At 54.0% G+C, this 18,938-nt stretch carries 20 protein-coding genes and 1 pseudogene; 10 read left to right on the top strand and 11 right to left on the bottom strand.

Annotated elements, in window-relative coordinates; all coding sequences use genetic code 11:
• Window positions 1-17: 17 nt before the first annotated feature.
• From pfkB to ACOTZP_RS18005, 3 genes are all read left to right on the top strand, one after another.
• Entirely contained in the window at window positions 18-950 is a 933-nt protein-coding gene (gene pfkB / locus ACOTZP_RS18015) for a 6-phosphofructokinase II (RefSeq protein WP_022647831.1), read from the top strand.
• A gap of 91 nt (window positions 951-1,041) precedes the next feature.
• Window positions 1,042-1,332: a type V toxin-antitoxin system endoribonuclease antitoxin GhoS gene (gene ghoS, locus ACOTZP_RS18010; protein ID WP_003857822.1), complete on the top strand. Its 291-nt coding sequence runs from the start codon at window positions 1,042-1,044 to the stop codon at window positions 1,330-1,332.
• Window positions 1,333-1,437: 105 nt separating this feature from the next.
• On the top strand, window positions 1,438-2,298 hold the full coding sequence (locus ACOTZP_RS18005; RefSeq protein WP_271074611.1) for a fructosamine kinase family protein: 861 nt from the start codon (window positions 1,438-1,440) through the stop codon (window positions 2,296-2,298).
• 32 nt (window positions 2,299-2,330) lie between these two features.
• Here ACOTZP_RS18005 and ACOTZP_RS18000 read toward each other — a convergent pair whose 3' ends face one another.
• On the bottom strand, window positions 2,331-2,867 hold the full coding sequence (locus tag ACOTZP_RS18000) for a YniB family protein (RefSeq protein ID WP_015570741.1): 537 nt from the start codon (window positions 2,865-2,867) through the stop codon (window positions 2,331-2,333).
• Window positions 2,868-3,008: 141 nt separating this feature from the next.
• Here ACOTZP_RS18000 and hxpB point away from each other — a divergent pair, with 141 nt between their 5' ends.
• From hxpB to tcyP, 4 genes are all read left to right on the top strand, one after another.
• Window positions 3,009-3,680 (top strand): hexitol phosphatase HxpB, encoded by a 672-nt coding sequence (gene hxpB / locus ACOTZP_RS17995; RefSeq protein ID WP_022647828.1) that lies wholly within the window; start codon window positions 3,009-3,011, stop codon window positions 3,678-3,680.
• Between the two features lie 128 nt (window positions 3,681-3,808).
• On the top strand, window positions 3,809-4,570 hold the full coding sequence (kduD, locus tag ACOTZP_RS17990) for a 2-dehydro-3-deoxy-D-gluconate 5-dehydrogenase KduD (RefSeq protein ID WP_023299906.1): 762 nt from the start codon (window positions 3,809-3,811) through the stop codon (window positions 4,568-4,570).
• A 95-nt stretch (window positions 4,571-4,665) separates the two neighbouring features.
• A complete protein-coding gene (locus ACOTZP_RS17985; protein ID WP_015570742.1) occupies window positions 4,666-5,256 on the top strand; it encodes a metal-dependent hydrolase in 591 nt (196 codons plus the stop codon).
• A 127-nt stretch (window positions 5,257-5,383) separates the two neighbouring features.
• Window positions 5,384-6,775, top strand: a complete 1,392-nt coding sequence (gene tcyP / locus ACOTZP_RS17980; protein WP_022647826.1) for a cystine/sulfocysteine:cation symporter — start codon at window positions 5,384-5,386, stop codon at window positions 6,773-6,775.
• Between the two features lie 48 nt (window positions 6,776-6,823).
• Here the strand turns inward: tcyP and cedA are convergent, their stop codons facing one another.
• On the bottom strand, window positions 6,824-7,063 hold the full coding sequence (gene cedA, locus ACOTZP_RS17975; RefSeq protein WP_022647825.1) for a cell division activator CedA: 240 nt from the start codon (window positions 7,061-7,063) through the stop codon (window positions 6,824-6,826).
• Between the two features lie 201 nt (window positions 7,064-7,264).
• Here cedA and katE point away from each other — a divergent pair, with 201 nt between their 5' ends.
• Window positions 7,265-9,514, top strand: a complete 2,250-nt coding sequence (gene katE, locus ACOTZP_RS17970) for a catalase HPII (protein ID WP_023299905.1) — start codon at window positions 7,265-7,267, stop codon at window positions 9,512-9,514.
• Between the two features lie 92 nt (window positions 9,515-9,606).
• Here the strand turns inward: katE and chbG are convergent, their stop codons facing one another.
• The 7 genes and pseudogenes from chbG to osmE form a co-directional block, all read right to left on the bottom strand.
• Window positions 9,607-10,356 carry a chitin disaccharide deacetylase gene (gene chbG / locus ACOTZP_RS17965; RefSeq protein WP_058647213.1) on the bottom strand — a complete coding sequence of 250 codons (750 nt, stop codon included), beginning with the start codon at window positions 10,354-10,356 and terminating at the stop codon, window positions 9,607-9,609.
• 11 nt (window positions 10,357-10,367) lie between these two features.
• Window positions 10,368-11,723, bottom strand: a complete 1,356-nt coding sequence (locus ACOTZP_RS17960) for a 6-phospho-beta-glucosidase (protein WP_022647822.1) — start codon at window positions 11,721-11,723, stop codon at window positions 10,368-10,370.
• A gap of 109 nt (window positions 11,724-11,832) precedes the next feature.
• Entirely contained in the window at window positions 11,833-12,678 is an 846-nt protein-coding gene (gene chbR, locus ACOTZP_RS17955; RefSeq protein WP_255248587.1) for a transcriptional regulator ChbR, read from the bottom strand.
• 2 nt (window positions 12,679-12,680) lie between these two features.
• Window positions 12,681-13,028: a PTS N,N'-diacetylchitobiose transporter subunit IIA gene (chbA, locus tag ACOTZP_RS17950; protein WP_421633760.1), complete on the bottom strand. Its 348-nt coding sequence runs from the start codon at window positions 13,026-13,028 to the stop codon at window positions 12,681-12,683.
• 47 nt (window positions 13,029-13,075) lie between these two features.
• Entirely contained in the window at window positions 13,076-14,434 is a 1,359-nt protein-coding gene (chbC, locus tag ACOTZP_RS17945; protein WP_017384664.1) for a PTS N,N'-diacetylchitobiose transporter subunit IIC, read from the bottom strand.
• A gap of 80 nt (window positions 14,435-14,514) precedes the next feature.
• Window positions 14,515-14,844 (bottom strand): annotated as a pseudogene (locus ACOTZP_RS17940) (PTS sugar transporter subunit IIB); the annotation flags it as partial.
• Between the two features lie 269 nt (window positions 14,845-15,113).
• Entirely contained in the window at window positions 15,114-15,458 is a 345-nt protein-coding gene (osmE, locus tag ACOTZP_RS17935; protein WP_022647818.1) for an osmotically-inducible lipoprotein OsmE, read from the bottom strand.
• 231 nt (window positions 15,459-15,689) lie between these two features.
• Here osmE and nadE point away from each other — a divergent pair, with 231 nt between their 5' ends.
• Together nadE and cho are read left to right on the top strand one after the other, a co-directional pair.
• Window positions 15,690-16,517: an ammonia-dependent NAD(+) synthetase gene (nadE, locus tag ACOTZP_RS17930; RefSeq protein ID WP_022647817.1), complete on the top strand. Its 828-nt coding sequence runs from the start codon at window positions 15,690-15,692 to the stop codon at window positions 16,515-16,517.
• 115 nt (window positions 16,518-16,632) lie between these two features.
• Complete coding sequence (cho, locus tag ACOTZP_RS17925; protein ID WP_032624399.1) at window positions 16,633-17,511, top strand: excinuclease Cho; 879 nt, start codon at window positions 16,633-16,635, stop codon at window positions 17,509-17,511.
• On the opposite strand, the gene ves is transcribed toward cho, so the two are convergent.
• Window positions 17,489-18,046: an environmental stress-induced protein Ves gene (ves, locus tag ACOTZP_RS17920; RefSeq protein ID WP_022647815.1), complete on the bottom strand. Its 558-nt coding sequence runs from the start codon at window positions 18,044-18,046 to the stop codon at window positions 17,489-17,491. The genes cho and ves overlap by 23 nt on opposite strands.
• Window positions 18,047-18,213: 167 nt before the next feature.
• Window positions 18,214-18,708, bottom strand: coding sequence for an ATP-independent periplasmic protein-refolding chaperone Spy (gene spy / locus ACOTZP_RS17915; RefSeq protein WP_022647814.1), 495 nt, complete (start codon window positions 18,706-18,708; stop codon window positions 18,214-18,216).
• Between the last annotated feature and the right edge of the window lie 230 nt (window positions 18,709-18,938).

Here is an 18,938-nt window from a genome sequence, read left to right as displayed (position 1 = left end):
GATAAAAGGAGGTCATGATGGCTTCGATTTACACGCTGACACTCTCCCCTTCCCTCGACTCTGCGACCATGACGCCGCAAATCTATCCGGAAGGTAAGCTGCGCTGTAGCGCGCCGGTGTTTGAGCCGGGCGGCGGCGGCATTAACGTGGCGCGCGCCATTACCCATCTCGGCGGAAAAGCAACCGCCATCTTCCCCGCTGGCGGCGCCACAGGTGAGCATCTGGTTGCGTTGCTGGCAGATGAACAGGTTGCCGTAGATACCGTTGACGCCAGAGACTGGACCCGGCAAAACCTGCATGTCCATGTTGAATCCAGCGGCGAGCAATATCGTTTTGTGATGCCAGGGGCGAAGTTGAGCGATGATGAGTTTCGTCAACTGGAAGAGAAAGTGCTGACCATTGAAAGCGGCTCATTGCTGGTGATCAGCGGTAGCCTGCCGCCGGGCGTCAAAACAGAAAAGCTGACGGCACTGGTTCAGGCGGTGCTCCAGCGCGGCATCCGCTGCATTGTCGATAGCTCAGGCGATGCCCTGAAGGCGGCGTTAGAGCCCGGACAACTTGAACTTGTCAAACCTAACCAGAAAGAGCTCAGTGCGCTTGTCAATCGCGAGCTCAACCAGCCTGATGACGTGCGTACTGCCGCAGAAGAGCTGGTACGCACGGGCAAAGCGCATCGCGTTGTAGTCTCTCTCGGTCCTCAGGGTGCGCTGGCCGTCGACAAGACGGGCTGCGTGCAGGTTGTTCCACCGCCGATGAAAAGTCAGAGTACCGTGGGTGCCGGTGACAGTATGGTTGGCGCGATGGTGCTGAAGCTGGCGCAGGGCGCTTCGCTTCTGGAGATGGCACGCTATGGCGTCGCGGCAGGGAGCGCTGCCACCATCAATCAGGGAACCCGTCTGTGTTCGCTTGCGGATACCCAGAAAATTGTCGATTACCTGGCGAGAAGCTGAACGTGCTTCCCCTTCCCGTGGAGGGGGAAGTCGCCAAATATGGCTTATCGACTATGCTAAGAAAACTTTCAGGATAACAACGAGGTGAATTATGAGCAGTGGTGATATCACCCGCTACGTCGTAACCGTCAATATTCATGAAGCATCGCTGACCGAACTGAATGAACTCAACAACGCTTTCACGCGGGCGAATTTTCTGCTCACGCTGACGGACGATGAGGGCAATATTCACGATCTCGGCTCGCTGGCCTTTGGCCTGATAAGCCCGCTGAGTCAGGAGGAGGTGAAGGCGCTGGCCAGTAGCCTGGTGGAAAGCGTGACTGACAAAGCCACGGAAATTGATGTGGATAGCTGGGAAAACTGGCATAAAAAAGAACAATAAGTGCCCTGTACAAAATTAAACCGCTCAGTTGTGCGTTAGTTCCTGTTTTTTTATAGCCGTTTTGCGCTAACTTTATGATCTGGCAGACAACATGGGAGAGACATCATGTGGCAGGCTATCAGTCATCTTTTAAGTGAGCAGCTGGGTGAAGGTGAAATTGAACTGCGTAACGAACTGCCAGGCGGAGAGATCCATGCCGCATGGCATTTACGTTACGCCGGGCGCGATCTCTTCGTGAAATGTGATGAGCGCGAATTGCTCCCCATTTTTACGGCCGAAGCCGATCAGCTTGAGTTGTTATCGCGCAGTAAAACAGTCAACGTTCCACAGGTTTTAGCCGTTGGCAGCGATCGTGACTACAGCTTTCTGGTGATGAACTATCTTCCGGCGCGCCCTCTGGATGCGCACAACGCCTTTATTCTCGGCCAACAGATCGCCCGTTTGCACCAGTGGAGCGATCAACCTCAGTTTGGGCTCGATTTCGATAACGACCTCTCTACCACCCCACAGCCAAACGCGTGGCAACGCCGCTGGTCGACTTTTTTCGCCGAGCAGCGCATAGGCTGGCAGCTGGAGCTGGCCGCTGAAAAGGGACTAGCGTTCGGCAACATCGACGCGATTGTTGAACACATTCAGCAGCGTCTGGCTTCGCATCACCCACAGGCTTCCCTTCTGCACGGTGATTTATGGTCGAACAACTGCGCGCTTGGGCCTGATGGTCCCTATATATTTGACCCGGCCTGCTACTGGGGCGACAGAGAATGTGACCTCGCGATGCTGCCGTTGCACCCTGAACAGCCGCCGCAAATTTATGATGGCTATCAGTCTGTCTCGCCGTTACCTGCGGGTTTCCTTGAACGTCAGCCGGTTTATCAGCTGTACACCTTGCTAAACCGGGCGATTTTGTTTGGCGGGAGTCATCTGGTGAATGCCCAGCGAGCGCTGGATCGTATCCTGGCGGCATAGCGGGAGGGGGCGGCAATACGCCCCCTTTGACATTACAGGAAGCCGAGCAGCGTAAAGAAGAAATACCCGGCCACAATGATAATAACCGGCAGGATATAGAGCGGGAAAAACTGCACAAAAATGGTATGACGCGGAACGACAATGCGCGATTCGATCTGCTCGCGGCTCATCCCGTCAGGGCCTTTCGCCTTCTCAAGTATCAGCTGATCTTCCACCCCTTCGCGTAAAAAGCGGGTCTGGCGGCTCATGCGTGCGCCGGAGGCCTGCAACGCCATCGCGATAAAGATCAACGCATAGATTATCCAGAACCCGACATTCAGCTGGTGGTGAAAATCCGGGGTGGGCGAGTTGAACCAGAAGACGTTCAGGAATGGGGTGTTAAACCGCATCATCTCAATCATGACGTGGGCAAAATCAAGCATGACGGCATTAATGCCCGGCTGTTTTTCGCTGTGATCGTACATAAATTTAAGTACGGAGATCAGCGTTGAAATCAGGGCGGGAATGAAAATAACCCAACCAGCAATACGTTTTAAGACTGCGATGCGTCCAGCTTGTTGATACGTCATTAGTTCCTCTTCATAAAGACGCGTTATTTGTGCCTAAGTCTACCTGCTGTCGGTCATTTTCGCCCGATCTTTGAATGCAATATGCTAAATTGCTTGTGCTTAGCACCGTTCGTCTTACCCCCAAGATAAGGAGATGTTGTAATGTCGACACCGCGCCAGATACTTGCCGCTATTTTTGACATGGATGGATTGTTGATTGATTCCGAACCCCTGTGGGATCGGGCTGAACTGGACGTGATGGCCAGCCTCGGCGTCGATATCAGTCGTCGTAATGAGCTTCCCGATACCCTGGGGCTGCGCATCGATATGGTGGTTGACCTTTGGTATGCCCACCAGCCATGGGTTGGCCCGGATCGCGACGAAGTTACGGCGCGCATTATCAACCGTGCTATCTCCCTTGTAGAAGAGAATAAGCCTCTGTTACCGGGCGTACGCGACGCTATCGCCCTGTGCAAGGCGCAAGGGCTGAAAGTGGGGCTTGCCTCTGCCTCACCTCTGCATATGCTGGAAAAAGTGCTGACGATGTTCGGGCTGCGCGACAGCTTCGACGCGCTGGCCTCGGCCGAAAAGCTTCCTTACAGCAAGCCACATCCGCAGGTGTATATGGACTGCGCCGCGAAACTGGGGCTGGATCCGCTTACCTGTGTGGCGCTGGAAGATTCGGTTAACGGCATGGTGGCGTCCAAAGCCGCACGTATGCGCTCCATCGTTGTGCCGGCTGAAGAAGGCCGACACGATCCCCGCTTTGCCCTCGCGGATGTCAGGCTGACGTCTCTTGAAGAATTGACTGCCCGCCATCTGCGCGGAGAGTAACGCTCTTTCAGGCAGCTTCGGCTGCCTGTATCACAAAATCAAAACAACGTTTTACTTTATTTGCTTTTCTCATTCCAGACTCCTATCCTTACGTGCAGAATGACAATAACCTGACTTCTGAGGCGCGTATGATACTGGATGCTTTTACTCTGGCAGGAAAAGTGGCGATGGTGACCGGGTGCGATACCGGTCTGGGGCAAGGCATGGCCATTGCCCTCGCCCAGGCAGGATGCGATATCGTGGGGGTAAACCGCAAGGTTCCTGACGAAACGGCAGCGCGCGTCACGGCGCTGGGACGGCGCTTTATCGCAATTCGCGCCGATCTCGGCAAGCATGAGAGTATTCAGAGCGTCGTGGATACCGCCGTCACAGAGATGGGCCGCATCGATATTCTGGTTAATAATGCCGGCACCATTCGTCGGTGCGATGCGCTGGAATTTAGCGAGAAGGACTGGGACGAGGTCATCGATCTCAATCTGAAATCGGTCTTTTTCCTCTCTCAGGCAGTAGCGAAACAGTTTATCGTGCAGGGTCAGGGCGGCAAGATTATTAACATTGCCTCCATGCTCTCCTTCCAGGGCGGCATTCGGGTGCCGTCCTATACGGCTTCGAAAAGCGGCGTCCTCGGGCTCACCCGCCTGCTGGCAAACGAATGGGCGCCGCTAGGTATTAACGTGAACGCTATCGCGCCGGGTTATATGGCGACAAATAACACCCAACAACTTCGCGATGATGAGCAGCGCAGCCAGGCGATCCTCGACCGTATTCCGGCGGGCCGCTGGGGACTTCCGGAGGATTTACAGGGTCCGGTGGTGTTTCTGGCCTCGGCGGCGTCGGATTACGTTAACGGCCATACCCTTGCCGTAGACGGTGGCTGGCTGGCGCGCTAACCGCCGGTTTGTGACAAAGAGTTACACCGTCACCTCTTTCACACACTGTATAAAAACCCTATACTGTATGGATTGACAGTTTACCGGGTTTTATCATGACGGCGGAAGGCCACCTGCTTTTTTCACTTGCCTGTGCAGTGTTTGCTAAAAACGCTGAACTGACCCCTGTGCTGGCCCAGGGGGACTGGTGGCATATTGTCCCTTCTGCCGTGCTGACCTGCCTGCTGCCGGACATCGACCATCCAAAATCATTCCTTGGTCAGCGGCTGAAGTGGATTTCAAAACCCATCGCCAGAGCCTTTGGTCATCGCGGGTTTACCCACAGCCTGCTGGCCGTATTTGGCCTGCTTACACTCTTCTATTTGAAGGTTCCCGAGAGTTGGATAGTCCCGGCGGATGCCATTCAGGGCATGGTGCTCGGCTACTTAAGCCATATCCTCGCCGATATGCTGACGCCAGCGGGCGTTCCGCTGCTCTGGCCCTGCCGCTGGCGTTTCCGCCTGCCAATCCTCGTGCCGCAAAAAGGCAACCAGCTGGAGCGCGTTCTGTGCATGGCGCTGTTTGCCTATGCCGTCTGGATGCCGCAGACATTGCCCGAAAATGGTGCAGTGCGCTGGTCATCGCAGATGATCAACTCGCTGCAATTTCAGTTCAATCGTTTTATTAATCACCAGATTGAACATTAAACCGACAATATAATCACTTTTGTCATAAACCATTCCATATGGATATAAGCGCTACATCACACTTCTGATAACCTTGCGCCAACAGGTTCGGTAAAAACCGACCGTATAATAAATCAGGAGAACGGGGATGAATTTTCCACTCATCGCGAACATTGTTGTGTTCGTCGTATTGCTATTGCTTCTCGCCCAGGCTCGCCACAAACAGTGGAGCCTGGCGAAAAAGGTACTGGTTGGTCTTGTCATGGGCGTGGTGTTTGGCCTGGCCTTACACGCTATTTACGGCTCCGACAGCCCGGTACTGAAAGATTCCATTCAGTGGTTCAACATTGTCGGTAACGGCTATGTACAGCTGCTGCAAATGATCGTTATGCCGCTGGTATTCGCCTCAATTCTGAGCGCCGTAGCCCGCCTGCATAATGCTTCTCAACTGGGTAAAATCAGTTTCCTGACCATTGGCACCCTGCTCTTCACAACGCTGATTGCGGCGCTGGTGGGTGTGCTGGTTACCAATCTGTTTGGCCTGACTGCTGAAGGTCTGGTGCAGGGTAGCGCTGAAACCGCGCGTCTGACGGCGATTGAGACCAACTACGTGGGTAAAGTGGCCGATCTGACCGTTCCGCAGATGGTGCTCTCCTTCATTCCGAAAAACCCGTTTGCTGACCTGACCGGTGCAAGCCCAACCTCCATTATCAGCGTAGTGATCTTCGCTGCGTTCCTGGGCGTGGCTGCGCTGAAGCTGCTGAAGGACGATGCGCCGAAAGGCGAGCGGGTTCTGACTGCCATCGATACCCTGCAAAGCTGGGTAATGAAGCTGGTGCGTCTGGTCATGCAGCTGACGCCGTACGGTGTCCTGGCGCTGATGACCAAAGTCGTGGCAGGTTCTAACCTGCAAGACATCATCAAGCTTGGCAGCTTTGTGATTGCCTCGTACCTCGGTCTGGGCATCATGTTTGTTGTGCACGGCATCCTGCTGGCGGTGAACGGCGTTGGCCCGCTGAAATATTTCCGCAAAGTCTGGCCGGTGCTGACCTTCGCCTTCACCAGCCGTTCCAGCGCGGCATCGATTCCGCTGAACGTGGAAGCACAGACACGTCGTCTGGGCGTACCCGAGTCTATCGCCAGCTTCTCGGCCTCCTTTGGCGCCACCATCGGGCAGAACGGCTGTGCGGGTCTCTACCCGGCGATGCTGGCCGTGATGGTTGCCCCAACCGTGGGTATTAACCCGCTGGATCCGGTCTGGATTGCGACGCTGGTCGGTATCGTGACCATTAGCTCCGCCGGTGTTGCGGGCGTGGGCGGCGGCGCGACCTTCGCTGCGCTGATCGTTCTGCCTGCGCTGGGGCTGCCGGTAACGCTGGTTGCCCTGCTGATCTCTGTTGAACCACTGATCGATATGGGTCGTACCGCGTTGAACGTGAGTGGTTCAATGACCGCCGGTACCCTGACCAGCCAGTGGCTGAAGCAGACCGACAAAACGATTCTCGACAGTGAAGATGATGCCGAACTGGCACATCGTTAATAACTGCTGAAATAAAAAAACCGCCATCGGGCGGTTTTTTTATGGCTGTTATTCTTCAACCTCTTCATCCTGGCGGGTCTGCATTGCCCATCGCTGCGCCGATTCCGGCACCGTAAACGCAGGGGAGCGACGGAAGTGCTCGCCAATCAGCACGAAGGCAACGTATTTACCCCGCAGCATCCAGACATCGCGAAAACCATCCACCTTCAGGGCATGGTCTGGCGGCGCGGGCTCAACGCGGGGTACATAGCTAATAACCTGGCGGTTTTGTTGACGAAGAGGTTTCATAAGCGACGGGTTCACTAAAGCAAATTCTTAAAGCAGGAAATTTCTATCATAGCCGATTCTCCCCCCGCCCGTCGCGCCTGACGTATCGCAGATGGCTCCTTTCGCTAATCAATATCTGAAAACGCTTCGTTCGCCTGCTAATTCTTAACATTGTTCTATCCTTAATAGGGTTTTTAGGAATGAACAAAGGAGAAGCGTGCAATGTCGAACAATGATAAACCACATCAGTCACCCATTCATGGGACTGAAGAATCTCAACCGGGAATGGACTCACTTGCCCCAGCCGACGGCTCACACAAACCATCACCGGGTCCTTCCGCACCGGGTGAACAGCCTACCGCCCCGGGCAGCATGAAAGCCCCGGAAACGGAAAACGAAAAGCTGAAATCGCTCGATCCTCACCGCAAGGGCGGTGAAGGCCATGCGCTGACCACGAACCAGGGCGTTCGCATTGCCGATGATCAGAACTCCCTGCGCGCCGGAACGCGCGGCCCGACGCTGCTGGAAGATTTCATCCTGCGCGAAAAAATCACCCATTTCGACCATGAGCGTATCCCTGAGCGTATCGTCCACGCTCGCGGCTCCGCGGCGCACGGCTATTTCCAGCCGTACAAGAGCCTGAAGGAGATCACCAAAGCAGATTTCCTTTCCGATCCGAACAAAATCACACCGGTGTTTGTGCGTTTCTCTACCGTACAGGGCGGCGCGGGTTCGGCCGACACGGTGCGTGATATCCGCGGCTTCGCCACCAAATTCTATACCGAAGAGGGCATTTTCGACCTCGTCGGGAATAACACCCCGGTTTTCTTCATACAGGACGCGCATAAGTTCCCTGACTTTGTCCATGCGGTAAAACCAGAACCACACTGGGCCATACCGCAGGGACAAAGTGCGCATGACACATTCTGGGACTACGTCTCCCTGCAACCGGAAACCCTTCACAACGTGATGTGGGCGATGTCTGACCGGGGGATCCCGCGCAGCTATCGCACCATGGAAGGCTTTGGTATTCATACCTTCCGTCTGATTAACGCTGAAGGTAAAGCGACGTTTGTGCGTTTCCACTGGAAACCGGTCGCGGGGAAAGCGTCGCTGGTGTGGGATGAAGCGCAGAAGCTGACCGGACGCGATCCGGACTTCCACCGTCGCGAACTGTGGGAATCCATTGAAGCCGGTGATTTCCCGGAATACGAGCTGGGGTTACAGCTGATCCCGGAAGAAGACGAGTTCAAATTCGACTTCGACCTGCTCGACCCGACCAAGCTTATTCCTGAAGAGTTGGTGCCGGTTCAGCTGGTGGGTAAAATGGTGCTTAACCGCAACCCGGATAACTTCTTCGCGGAAAATGAGCAGGCAGCGTTCCACCCGGGCCATATTGTGCCGGGGCTGGACTTCACCAACGATCCGCTGCTGCAGGGTCGTCTGTTCTCTTACACCGATACGCAGATCAGCCGTCTTGGTGGACCTAACTTCCATGAGCTCCCAATCAACCGTCCGACCTGTCCGTACCATAACTTCCAGCGTGACGGGATGCATCGCCAGGATATCGATACCAACCCGGCGAACTACGAGCCGAACTCCATTAACGATAACTGGCCGCGTGAAACCCCGCCGGGGCCAAAACGTGGCGGATTCGAGTCGTATCAGGAGCGCGTGGACGGAACAAAAATTCGCGAGCGCAGCCCGTCATTCGGCGAATATTACGCTCAGCCTCGCCTGTTCTGGAACAGCCAGACCCCGATCGAACAGCAGCACATTATCGGCGGCTTCAGCTTCGAGCTGAGCAAAGTGGTGCGTACCTACATTCGCGAGCGCGTGGTCGACCATCTGGCGCATATTGATATCCAGCTTGCTCAGGGCGTGGCGAATAATCTCGGCATTACGCTGACTGACGAGCAATGCCATGCTGCACCGCCTAAAGACGTGAACGGGCTTAAGAAGGATCCGTCCCTGAGCCTGTACGCGGTACCTGGCGGGACGATCAAAGGCCGCGTAGTGGCTATCCTGCTGAACGATAAACCGCGCGCCAGCGACGTGCTGGGGATCATGAGGGCGCTCAAGACTCAGGGCGTACATGCCAAACTGCTTTACTCACGCATGGGTGAAGTGACGGCCGATGATGGCTCCGTCCTGCCGATTGCCGCGACCTTCGCCGGGGCACCGTCCCTGACGGTTGATGCGGTGATTATGCCGTGCGGCGACGTTGAGAGTCTGCTCGGTAACGGTGATGCCGCCTATTATCTGCTGGAAGCCTATAAGCACCTGAAGCCAATCGCCCTCGCAGGCGATGCGCGGAAGTTTAAATCGCTGCTGAAGGTACCGGATCAAGGGGAAGAAGGCATTGTCGAAGGTGATAACATTGACGATGCGTTTATGACCCGGCTGTTTGACCTGCTCGCCGCGCACCGCGTGTGGTCGCGCAGCAGCAAGATTGACCAGATACCGGCGTAAAAAAAACCGGGTGGCGCTACGCTTACCCGGCCTATATTTCGACTGATGTTGTAGGCCCGGTAAGGCGAAGCCGTCCCCGGGCTTTATTTTGCTCACAAATCCCTGAACGTCCCCAGACGATACCCACGCTCGGCAATCGCATACTTCAACGACGCCGACGTTAGCACGTCCAGTTCCGCCAGACGCGGCCAGCAGTAGGCGCTCTTACGTACGATGTTATCGACAAACGCCGGATGCGCCATTACCTCAAGCGAGCGCTCCCCTTTTGCGGCGGAGGCATCCAGCACCTTCAGGAACAGCGCTTCGTCGATATCGTCGCCATAAAATGCGCTGCTGAACCCCTCCGTTGACGTCACCGCAACGTCCGGCAGTCCGCGCACCTCCCGATCCACGCGCATCGCCACGCCTTTACGTTTGGCAAATTCTGCCACAAGCGGGAAAATCGCCGGGATCATATGCACATGATGATGACTGTCGATATGGGTGGGCTCGCGGCCAAACACATCCACAAAGCGGTTAAACTGGCAGTCCAGCTCGCGGACAATCTCATCAAGCGGCAAAGCGTCCTGCTCCGCCATTTCCCAAATCCATTTACCCAGTTGCCCGTCGCGCGTCAGCCCCGGCATCGGTGAAAGGGGCAACCCAAGCGTCAGCACAAAGTGCATGCCCACGCCCAGTTCGGGCAGCTCACGGCTTAACTGCGCCGCATGTTCCACCGCCTCACCGTTGATGAGCGCTGTTGTAGAGGTCACGACGCCCCGGCGACAGGCTTCGATAATGCCGTAGTTCTGCCCTTTTGACAGGCCGAAATCATCGGCATTGACGATCAGCAGGTTTTCCATCGCGCCTCCTCTTAACGGTGTGTGAGTTTCAGTTTCTCAACCGTTGCAGCAAAGTTTGGCAGCCATTTCTCATGCGCCAGGATCATCTCACTCGCGAGTTTTTCAGCGTCACGGTCAGAATGCACCAGCGGGCTCAGGTTCAGCGCCAGCAGCACGTCATTCAGCTCGCCGCTCAGGGCCGCATTGCTCGCCGCCACTTCAAAGCCTTTGATGGTGTGAATCAGGCCCATCACCTTATCGTCGAAGTGGGTAATGCGGGGATGCGGTTTTGCACCCTCGCGCCCAAGGATGCAGGTCATCTCCACGGCCCAGTCTGCCGGGATATTGTCGATGTGCCCATGATGCGGAACGTTCACATAGTGCTCGGCCTGCTTGTCATTGTAAATGGCGTTGATCACTTCACACGCGGCATCTGAATAGTATGCCCCACCGCGCTGCTCAAGCTCTTTCGGTTTGACGTTCAGGTTCGGATCTTTATACAAATCAAAAAGCTGCTTCTCTACTTTCTGCACAACCTGAGCGCGTGCGCCACCTTTGTAGTATTCGCCCATTTCAATCGCCAGCATCTCTTTCTGCTTGAAGTAGTAAAGCAGATACGAGCACGGCAGCAGATTCAGGGAGCGGATCAGCCCTTCGCTGAACGGCAGATCGAAGATGTTTTTCACCGAGGCCGCGGTCAGGCGACCAGAGGCAACGCCATCAAGCAGTTCCGCAAAGCGCGATTGCCCGTTCACAATCACATCTTTGATAAAGACCATGTGGTTCAGGCCGAACAGGTCAATGGACAATTCATCGTTATCGGTTAGCGCCAGCACATCGCGGATGAACATCTTCATGCCGATCGGAATATTGCAGACGCCGATAAAGCGTTTGAAACCGGTGTGACGATAGACTGCCTCGGTGACCATCCCGGCCGGGTTGGTAAAGTTAATCACCCACGCGTTCGGGCAGATCTCCTCCACGTCTTTAATGATGTCAAAAATGACCGGAATAGTACGCAGACCTTTAAACAGGCCACCTGCCCCGTTGGTTTCCTGGCCCAGATAACCGTGGCTCAGCGGAATACGCTCGTCCAGCTCACGCGCCTTCAGCTGGCCGACGCGCAGCTGGGTGGTCACGAAGTCAGCATCTTTCAGCGCCAGGCGGCGATCCAGCGTTTTATGCACGGTTAAAGGCACGCCCGCTTTTTCAACCATGCGTTTGCACAGTTCAAAAATAATATTTAGCTTCTCCTGACCTTCTTCAACATCCACCAGCCATAATTCGCTGACCGGTAATTCATGATAACGTTTCAGGAAACCTTCAAGTAATTCCGGGGTATAGCTGCTTCCGCCACCAATGGTTACGACTTTTAATTTCTTTTGCATAAACTCTCCCTTAGCTTATCAGGGTAATCGCCTGCAAGGTATAGCGTACTCTTCCCGCTATTTGGGCAAGCCATTACGTCAATATTCCTGGCGGATAAACCGCCGAAAGTTAATTAATTACCGTTAAATTTTTGCGGTAACTGTTCGGTGTGAATGAAGTCATTTTCTTAAAGGTTTTAATAAACAGGCTGGGGCTGCTGTAACCCGATTCGTAAGCGATATCGGTGACAGAGTAGTTAGTAATTTCCAGCTGTTTTTTGGCAAAATTGATGCGGATTTCATTAATAATTTGAACAGGCGTTTTACGGTAATAGCGCTGCGTGGCGCGCGTTAAATATTCCTGCGATTTACCCGACAGCGCCACCATGTTTTCCAGGGCGTTATCGCTGAACTGTCCTTTGTCGTGCATCAGCTCCACGGTACTGCGCAGCCACTGAGGAATATCATCCACCACCTGCTGTTCTTCACGGTGATGGCGAAGACGGTTCATGACGTAGAACGTCACGGTTTCAATAAATTCATCAAATTCATTGTCGCGGAAATTCAGCGAGGCGATAACCGTTTCAATCCAGGTCATAAACTCATTTTTAACGCGATACACCTGTGACGCCACAAAGCAGAACGGAACCAGCGGCAGATAGTGCTTCTCGAAGAAACGTCTGCTCACCCCTACGTTAAGAATGCGCGTCGCACCAAACTCATAAAAGCTCTGGTGATAGGACCCCATCGGCAGGAAGACGAAATCGCCACGCTCAAGCAGGACGCGCTTACCGTTAATCTCCTGATAGTAGCGGCCGGTCAGAACAATCGTGAACTCGTAGTAGTCATGCTGGTGCAGACCGCTGGCGCTCTCCGTTTTGTTGTAAATCACCACGTGAAAATTCTTGCCATTAAACAGCTGCTGCTCATGTGCGGTTTTGATTTCCATCGTGCTGACCTCCTGGTGCCTGTTCAGACTTACTGCATCTTCTCGTGAAGCTCGATGAGCTCCGCTACCATCTCGCGCGCCAGCATGGAGGTCATCAGGTGATCCTGCGCATGTACCAGCACCAGACTCACTTTCATCTTTCCTTCGCCCTGGTCGCTTTCGATGAGTTTCGTCTGCACCAGATGCGCTTCGTTTAACGCCGTACGGGACTGCTCCATCATGGTTTTCGCGGCAACAAAATCGCCCTGCTTAGCCTGCTTAAGCGCCGCATACGCCAGGCTTCGCGCCTGCCCGGAATTGATGATGAGCCCCTTCACCACCTCTTCCAGATCGTTCACTGCGGTTTCTTCGGCAACGATACTCTCTAAATCTAACATCTTTAAGCTCCTTTACGCTGGCGCGGGTTGCCCCGCGCCGTGCAATTTTAGAATTTCAGTGCGAGGGCGATATCCTCCTCGCTCTCTTCTTCATCGATAACCGTTGCAGCCTTGTTCGCAATCGCCACGAACGGCATGTAGAGCAGGGTTGCAATCCCGAGGTTGAATATCGCAAGCAGGAAGGCGGCCACGCTACCGTTGGTGTTGAAGAACGCGCCCAGACCAGCTGGCATCGTCCACGGCGCAATGTTGGTCACCGGCGGGATAATGCCCAGGTAGTATGCCGTCAGCGTAATCGCGGCCAGCAGCGGCTGAACCAGGATGAATGGAATGAACATCACCGGGTTCATGATAATTGGCAGACCAAACAGGATCGGCTCGTTAATCTGGAAGATGCCTGACGGCAGGGCCAGCTTCGCAACCTGACGATGGTCGGCGCGGCGAGAGACAATAAAGACCGCGATGATCAGACCCAGCGTCGCCCCGGTACCGCCCAGGAAGATATAGGAGTCAAGCATCGGCTTCGCCCACACATGGAAGGTTTTACCGGCCGCGAGCGCCGCATCGACGGAGCCGTACTGCTGGTAAAGCGCGACGTTTTCCAGTGCCCACGGGGTCATAATACCGCTGTCCAGCGCCGCCAGTGCCAGTGAACCATGCACGCCGAAGAACCACAGCAGGGAGGTAAAGATGACATACGCCCAACCGACCACGCTACCCATCGACGCCAGCGGCGTTGAGATAGAGTCCATAATGATCTGGTGGAAGTTAGTCCCCCAGTGAGAGAGCGCCCAGGCAATAATCCCCATGATGGAGAGAATAATGAAGCCCGGTATCAACGCGGAAAATGAACGAGAAACGGAGGCCGGAACGCTATCCGGCAAGCGGATAACCCAGTTGCGGCGAATGATAAAGGTGAACATTTCGGCCACCACCAGTCCGATAATAATACCGGAAATGATGTTTGCCCCACCCAGCCAGTTGGCGCCCACGGCGTAAGCGTCGCCCACGCTGTACGGCGTGACGGTCATAAACGCGGCAATGGACAGTAAGCCCGCCGCCAGCGGATCCACCTTACGCTCTTCCGCCAGGGCCATTCCAATAAAGAAAGGCGCCATTAGCGACATAATACCCAACGTACCGTTGTATACGTTGCCGCCAATGGCTTTTAAACCATTAAGGGTTTCAATAGTGGAAGCATCTAACCTAATTCCTAATGAATAAAAAAAGGAACCTTCTCCAAAGCTGAGAAAAACGTTGTTAATTAAAACGAACATTGCCCCGGCTAATGTCAACGGCATTAATTTAATAAAGCCGTTCTTAATGGCATTAACGTGAGGCTGCTTTCCTATTTTAACAGCAAAAGGAAGGAGTACCTTTTCAAGTGAAGCGATGACTTTACTCATAGGAAAATACCCTTAAATGCCGCAACGACCGTTACGGCGTATTGTGTGTGAAATAACTCTTTGACGGGAAAAATAAAAAATTAATTAGCAGCTTTTTTAATCGCCGCAACAGCAGCTTTTAATACACCTAAACCATCAATCTTGCCGTATAAAACGGAATCGATCACTTCGACCGGCTTATTAGGGAGCAAACGTTGAATTTCTGGCAGCATATAAGCGATTTGCGGCCCGAGTAAAATTACATCTGCTGTCTGGCCCTTTTCGCCCGCCAGCGTTTCCGGAAACGCCTCAATCACCACAGGGACTTCATATTTTTCGGCCTGCGCGCGCATTTTTGAAACCAGCAGCGAAGTGGACATGCCCGCAGAGCAGAACAAGTAGATATGTTTCTTTTCCATGATAATTTCCCTCTTATTGGACTGACCGCCGTCGCGCTATCAATCGACTCGCTATCCTGGCTGACGGGCAGTGTGCTGAACATTGTTTGTCGTTGAAGTGAGTATACGCAATGGTACAGGGAGGGGATAATTCTGGATAGACTCAAATTGTCTCTCATTGACCTGGCTTGTTGACTACCTTCACATTTCAGGCAAATATTTCGCGCTAAGAAATAAGATTTACGTATGCATAAAAAAACCGGCCATCAGGCCGGTTTGTTAACACTTTCAGGCAAGCGCGGTTACTGCGCCTTAGGTGCCTGTGGATCGGTGTCATATTCAGCGCAGGTCTGGTAGCCCGAATTGATCACGTGACCGGTATCATCCAGGGCGACAAAGTAGGTTTCTGCCTTACCATTACGTTGACCCAGAATATAGGTCTGGCAGGTGCCACGCGCGTGGATCATAGTGACTTCTGAAGAAGGTTTACCGGCAATGGCTGCAACCTGGGAACGCGTCATGCCTTTTTTGACGTCTTTTACCACTGGCTGTGTGAACTGATCTGTGGTGCGATCGTAAGCTGTACACCCAGCCAGCATAGTCAGTACCGCCGCTGCGCTTAAAATTCCTGCTACGTTCTTGTTCATATTCCGTCCTCTTGTTTATCAGCGTGTTAACTAAGCATGGGATAAAAATTACTATTGTTCAACTTTGCGAGTTACGCCAGACGAATTTCGGAAAATTCTAATAAAACAACGATAAGCTGCTAAATCGCTGTAAAACAGTACACTCAAAACTGTGATCCTTGTCGTTTCCCCGACAAAGGGTTAGTTTTAACAGATCACACTTTCTGTTTGGTTCTGCATAGGGAGGGCGTAATGGCTCTGCAACAAGAAATTATTCAGGCGCTGGGCGCGAAACCTGCGATTAATGCCAATGAAGAGATCCGTCGTAGCGTTGATTTTTTGAAAGCTTACCTGTCCGCACACCCTTTCCTGAAGACGCTGGTACTGGGTATCAGCGGCGGTCAGGACTCCACTCTGGCCGGTAAACTAAGCCAGATGGCCATCACCGAGCTTCGTGACGAGACCGGTGACACCGCACTGCAATTTATTGCCGTACGTCTGCCGTATGGCGTGCAGGCCGACGAGCAGGACTGTCAGGATGCGATCGCCTTTATTCAGCCGGACCGAGTTCTAACCGTGAATATTAAAGGTTCGGTGCTGGCAAGCGAGCAGGCCTTGCGTGAAGCCGGTATTGAACTGAGCGATTTTGTTCGTGGCAACGAGAAAGCCCGTGAGCGCATGAAAGCGCAGTACAGTATCGCAGGGATGACCAAAGGGGTCGTCGTCGGCACCGACCACGCCGCGGAAGCCATCACCGGTTTCTTCACCAAATACGGCGATGGCGGCACGGACATCAACCCCCTCTTCCGCCTGAACAAGCGTCAGGGTAAGCAACTGCTGGCGGCGTTGGGCTGCCCGGAGCACCTGTATAAGAAGGCGCCAACGGCAGACCTGGAAGACGATCGCCCTTCCCTGCCGGATGAAGCCGCGCTGGGTGTGACCTATGACAACATCGATGATTATCTGGAAGGCAAAACGCTCGACGAAGGTACCGCAAAAATTATTGAAGGCTGGTATCTGAAAACCGAGCACAAACGCCGTCCACCCATTACGGTGTTTGATGATTTCTGGAAAAAGTAAAAGCAAAACGGTAACTCAGTTTTGCAGGCCGGGTAAGGCGTAGCCGCCACCCGGCTCTTTTTTAACCACCAAACACCTGCTACACTGTATGCCTGAACAGTATATGGAGCAGTATGTGAGCAGGCGTCAATCCGCCCCGCGTCTTGAGTTTGAAGCGGCGGCTATCTACGAATATCCCGAGCATCTTCGCCCCTGGCTTGAGGCGCTGCCTAAACAGCCTGGCGTCTATTTCTTCCACGGCGACAGCGACACCATGCCGCTCTATATCGGCAAAAGCGTAAATATCCGCAGTCGGGTGATGTCGCACCTGCGTACGCCGGACGAAGCGTCGATGCTCAGACAGTCCCGGCGGATCACCTGGATCGAGACGGCAGGTGAACTGGGCGCGCTTCTGCTCGAAGCCCGGCTCATCAAGGAACAGCAGCCGCTGTTTAACAAACGCCTGCGCCGCAACCGCCAGCTGTGTTCCTTGCAGGTTAATGCGGGAAAACCGCAGGTCGTTTATGCCCGGGAAGTGGATTTTTCGCATGAACCGAATCTTTACGGTCTGTTTGCCAACAAACGTGCCGCACTGCAAACTCTGCAATCCCTTGCTGATGAATTACAGCTTTGTTACGGCCTGTTAGGACTGGAAGCGACTACCCGCGGTCGCGCCTGTTTCCGCTCCGCGTTGAAACGCTGCGCCGGGGCGTGCTGTGGAAAAGAGAGCGTTGAAGAACATCATGCCCGGTTTATGGCTGGCCTGGCCTCAATCAGCGTCAACTGCTGGCCGTGGGAAGGCGCGGTGGCGTTGAAAGAGACCCGCGATGCGATGACGCACTATCACGTCATCCGCAACTGGCTCTGGCTTGGCGCGGTTGAAAGTCTGGATGACGCTGCCGCCCTGCTGCGCACACCTGCCGGGTTCGATCAGGATGGCTACAAAATTCTCTGTAAGCCGCTGTTAACCGGTAAATATGAGATAGTCATGCTCAATGACCCGGCAGCCAGGTAATTTCACTGAACAGCAGCGACCCCTTCGTTTCCAGTAGACGGAGGGTATGGCTGCCCTCTTGCCAGCTGGCGCCCTGATCGGCGGTCAGTAATTTATCGCCCAGTTGCCAGGCGCCGCTTAATACGAACGCCACGCCACCGCGTGATGCGAAGGTAGTGAACGTCCGGGTAGCAACGCGCACCTTTGCCTGGCAGTGCTCCCGTCGGGTCATGACATTGAAATCCATCGACATCTGCCCCTCCGTGAGCACGGCTTTCACCGTCAAATCGCCCGCAAAGCCGTAAGGCTGATGGTGTTTCAGGGTATGGCAAAACGCCCTCCCCGCATCCAGCGTCACCTCGCCGCCTTCCAGCAGCGTAATCACCCGGTCAACGCCCGGAAACGCGGAGAATTCGCCGTTACTGGCGATGGAGGCGATGCTGGCCCGCCAGGAAAAATCCCGCGTCGCGGGAGGGAAACAGCAAATCTCACGCGTCTCGCCCGCGCCGTTACGCCAGAGACTGACGGGTATTTTACGGATATCAAAGAATTCCATGACCACTCCTGAAGGACGCACCGTGCGCCAGGGCATTTTCACAGACGTATTATCGGCAACGGTAAGGCCAGACCTTAGGCATGGGGCAAAAGAAAAACCGCCGGTCCTGTCCACAGCGTTTTCGCTTGTGTAGACAGGAGCCCGGCGGTCTTAAGAGAGTGAACCGATTATTCGGCTGGTGCAGGCATTTTACCTTCCGGCGCTGCACGTTCTGTCAGACGCTTCTCAAAATTGGCATTAAATTGCTTTTTCTGTTCCGGCGTCAGAATGTTGTAAATCTTGTTCTGGGTTTCCATGTGGGCCAGCATGCGCGCTTTATGCTGCTCGGCCATTTTGTCGATCTGCGCTTCTGCTTTTGCTTTGTCGAAGCTGTCGCTGGCAATGATGTCATGCATCGCGCGGCGCTCTTCCAGCGGAGGACGTTTCATCTGGTCACGCTGACTTTTCCTGATGTCGCGGATCTGCTGCTTCTGCGCATCGGTCAGGTTCAGATCTTTAAACATCATCATCTCATGATGCATACCCGGCTTGCCTTTATGATGCATCATCATTTTGCCTTCTGCCGGCGCGGCGGTAGTGGTCGCGGTATCGGCGGCGAACGCCATGCTGGTAGCGCCCAGAGCCAGGGTAGAGGCAACAAACAGTGCAGTTAATTTACGCATAATGTCTTTCCTTACTTTCAGTTATTCTTCGGCGCTATGCCGTGTTGACGAGATTAACTTTACGGGGTTTATCGTCAATTAGTCAGAGCAACGGTAAAACAATGAAAGTATAAAAAACACGTTTTCGCCAATTATGGAGAAATTAAGGAAAAAGCGTGGAGAGATGAAACAAAAATATTCAACAGGATGATTTTAAAGAGATTGTGGAGGAGTATAGCGAAGTGCCGTTT

Source organism: Enterobacter cloacae complex sp. SYL001, assembly GCF_049237025.1.
GTDB lineage: Bacteria > Pseudomonadota > Gammaproteobacteria > Enterobacterales > Enterobacteriaceae > Enterobacter > Enterobacter intestinihominis.
This window is presented reverse-complemented; position numbering and strand designations above follow the sequence as displayed.

Bases quoted from the DNA above. Each gene is read 5' to 3' on its own strand.
- pfkB (WP_022647831.1), top strand. From the start codon at position 18: ATGGCTTCGATTTACACGCTGACACTCTCCCCTTCCCTCGACTCTGCG.
- ghoS (WP_003857822.1), top strand. From the start codon at position 1,042: ATGAGCAGTGGTGATATCACCCGCTACGTCGTAACCGTCAATATTCAT.
- ACOTZP_RS18005 (WP_271074611.1), top strand. From the start codon at position 1,438: ATGTGGCAGGCTATCAGTCATCTTTTAAGTGAGCAGCTGGGTGAAGGT.
- ACOTZP_RS18000 (WP_015570741.1), bottom strand. From the start codon at position 2,867: ATGACGTATCAACAAGCTGGACGCATCGCAGTCTTAAAACGTATTGCT.
- hxpB (WP_022647828.1), top strand. From the start codon at position 3,009: ATGTCGACACCGCGCCAGATACTTGCCGCTATTTTTGACATGGATGGA.
- kduD (WP_023299906.1), top strand. From the start codon at position 3,809: ATGATACTGGATGCTTTTACTCTGGCAGGAAAAGTGGCGATGGTGACC.
- ACOTZP_RS17985 (WP_015570742.1), top strand. From the start codon at position 4,666: ATGACGGCGGAAGGCCACCTGCTTTTTTCACTTGCCTGTGCAGTGTTT.
- tcyP (WP_022647826.1), top strand. From the start codon at position 5,384: ATGAATTTTCCACTCATCGCGAACATTGTTGTGTTCGTCGTATTGCTA.
- cedA (WP_022647825.1), bottom strand. From the start codon at position 7,063: ATGAAACCTCTTCGTCAACAAAACCGCCAGGTTATTAGCTATGTACCC.
- katE (WP_023299905.1), top strand. From the start codon at position 7,265: ATGTCGAACAATGATAAACCACATCAGTCACCCATTCATGGGACTGAA.
- chbG (WP_058647213.1), bottom strand. From the start codon at position 10,356: ATGGAAAACCTGCTGATCGTCAATGCCGATGATTTCGGCCTGTCAAAA.
- ACOTZP_RS17960 (WP_022647822.1), bottom strand. From the start codon at position 11,723: ATGCAAAAGAAATTAAAAGTCGTAACCATTGGTGGCGGAAGCAGCTAT.
- chbA (WP_421633760.1), bottom strand. From the start codon at position 13,028: ATGTTAGATTTAGAGAGTATCGTTGCCGAAGAAACCGCAGTGAACGAT.
- chbC (WP_017384664.1), bottom strand. From the start codon at position 14,434: ATGAGTAAAGTCATCGCTTCACTTGAAAAGGTACTCCTTCCTTTTGCT.
- osmE (WP_022647818.1), bottom strand. From the start codon at position 15,458: ATGAACAAGAACGTAGCAGGAATTTTAAGCGCAGCGGCGGTACTGACT.
- nadE (WP_022647817.1), top strand. From the start codon at position 15,690: ATGGCTCTGCAACAAGAAATTATTCAGGCGCTGGGCGCGAAACCTGCG.
- ves (WP_022647815.1), bottom strand. From the start codon at position 18,046: ATGGAATTCTTTGATATCCGTAAAATACCCGTCAGTCTCTGGCGTAAC.
- spy (WP_022647814.1), bottom strand. From the start codon at position 18,708: ATGCGTAAATTAACTGCACTGTTTGTTGCCTCTACCCTGGCTCTGGGC.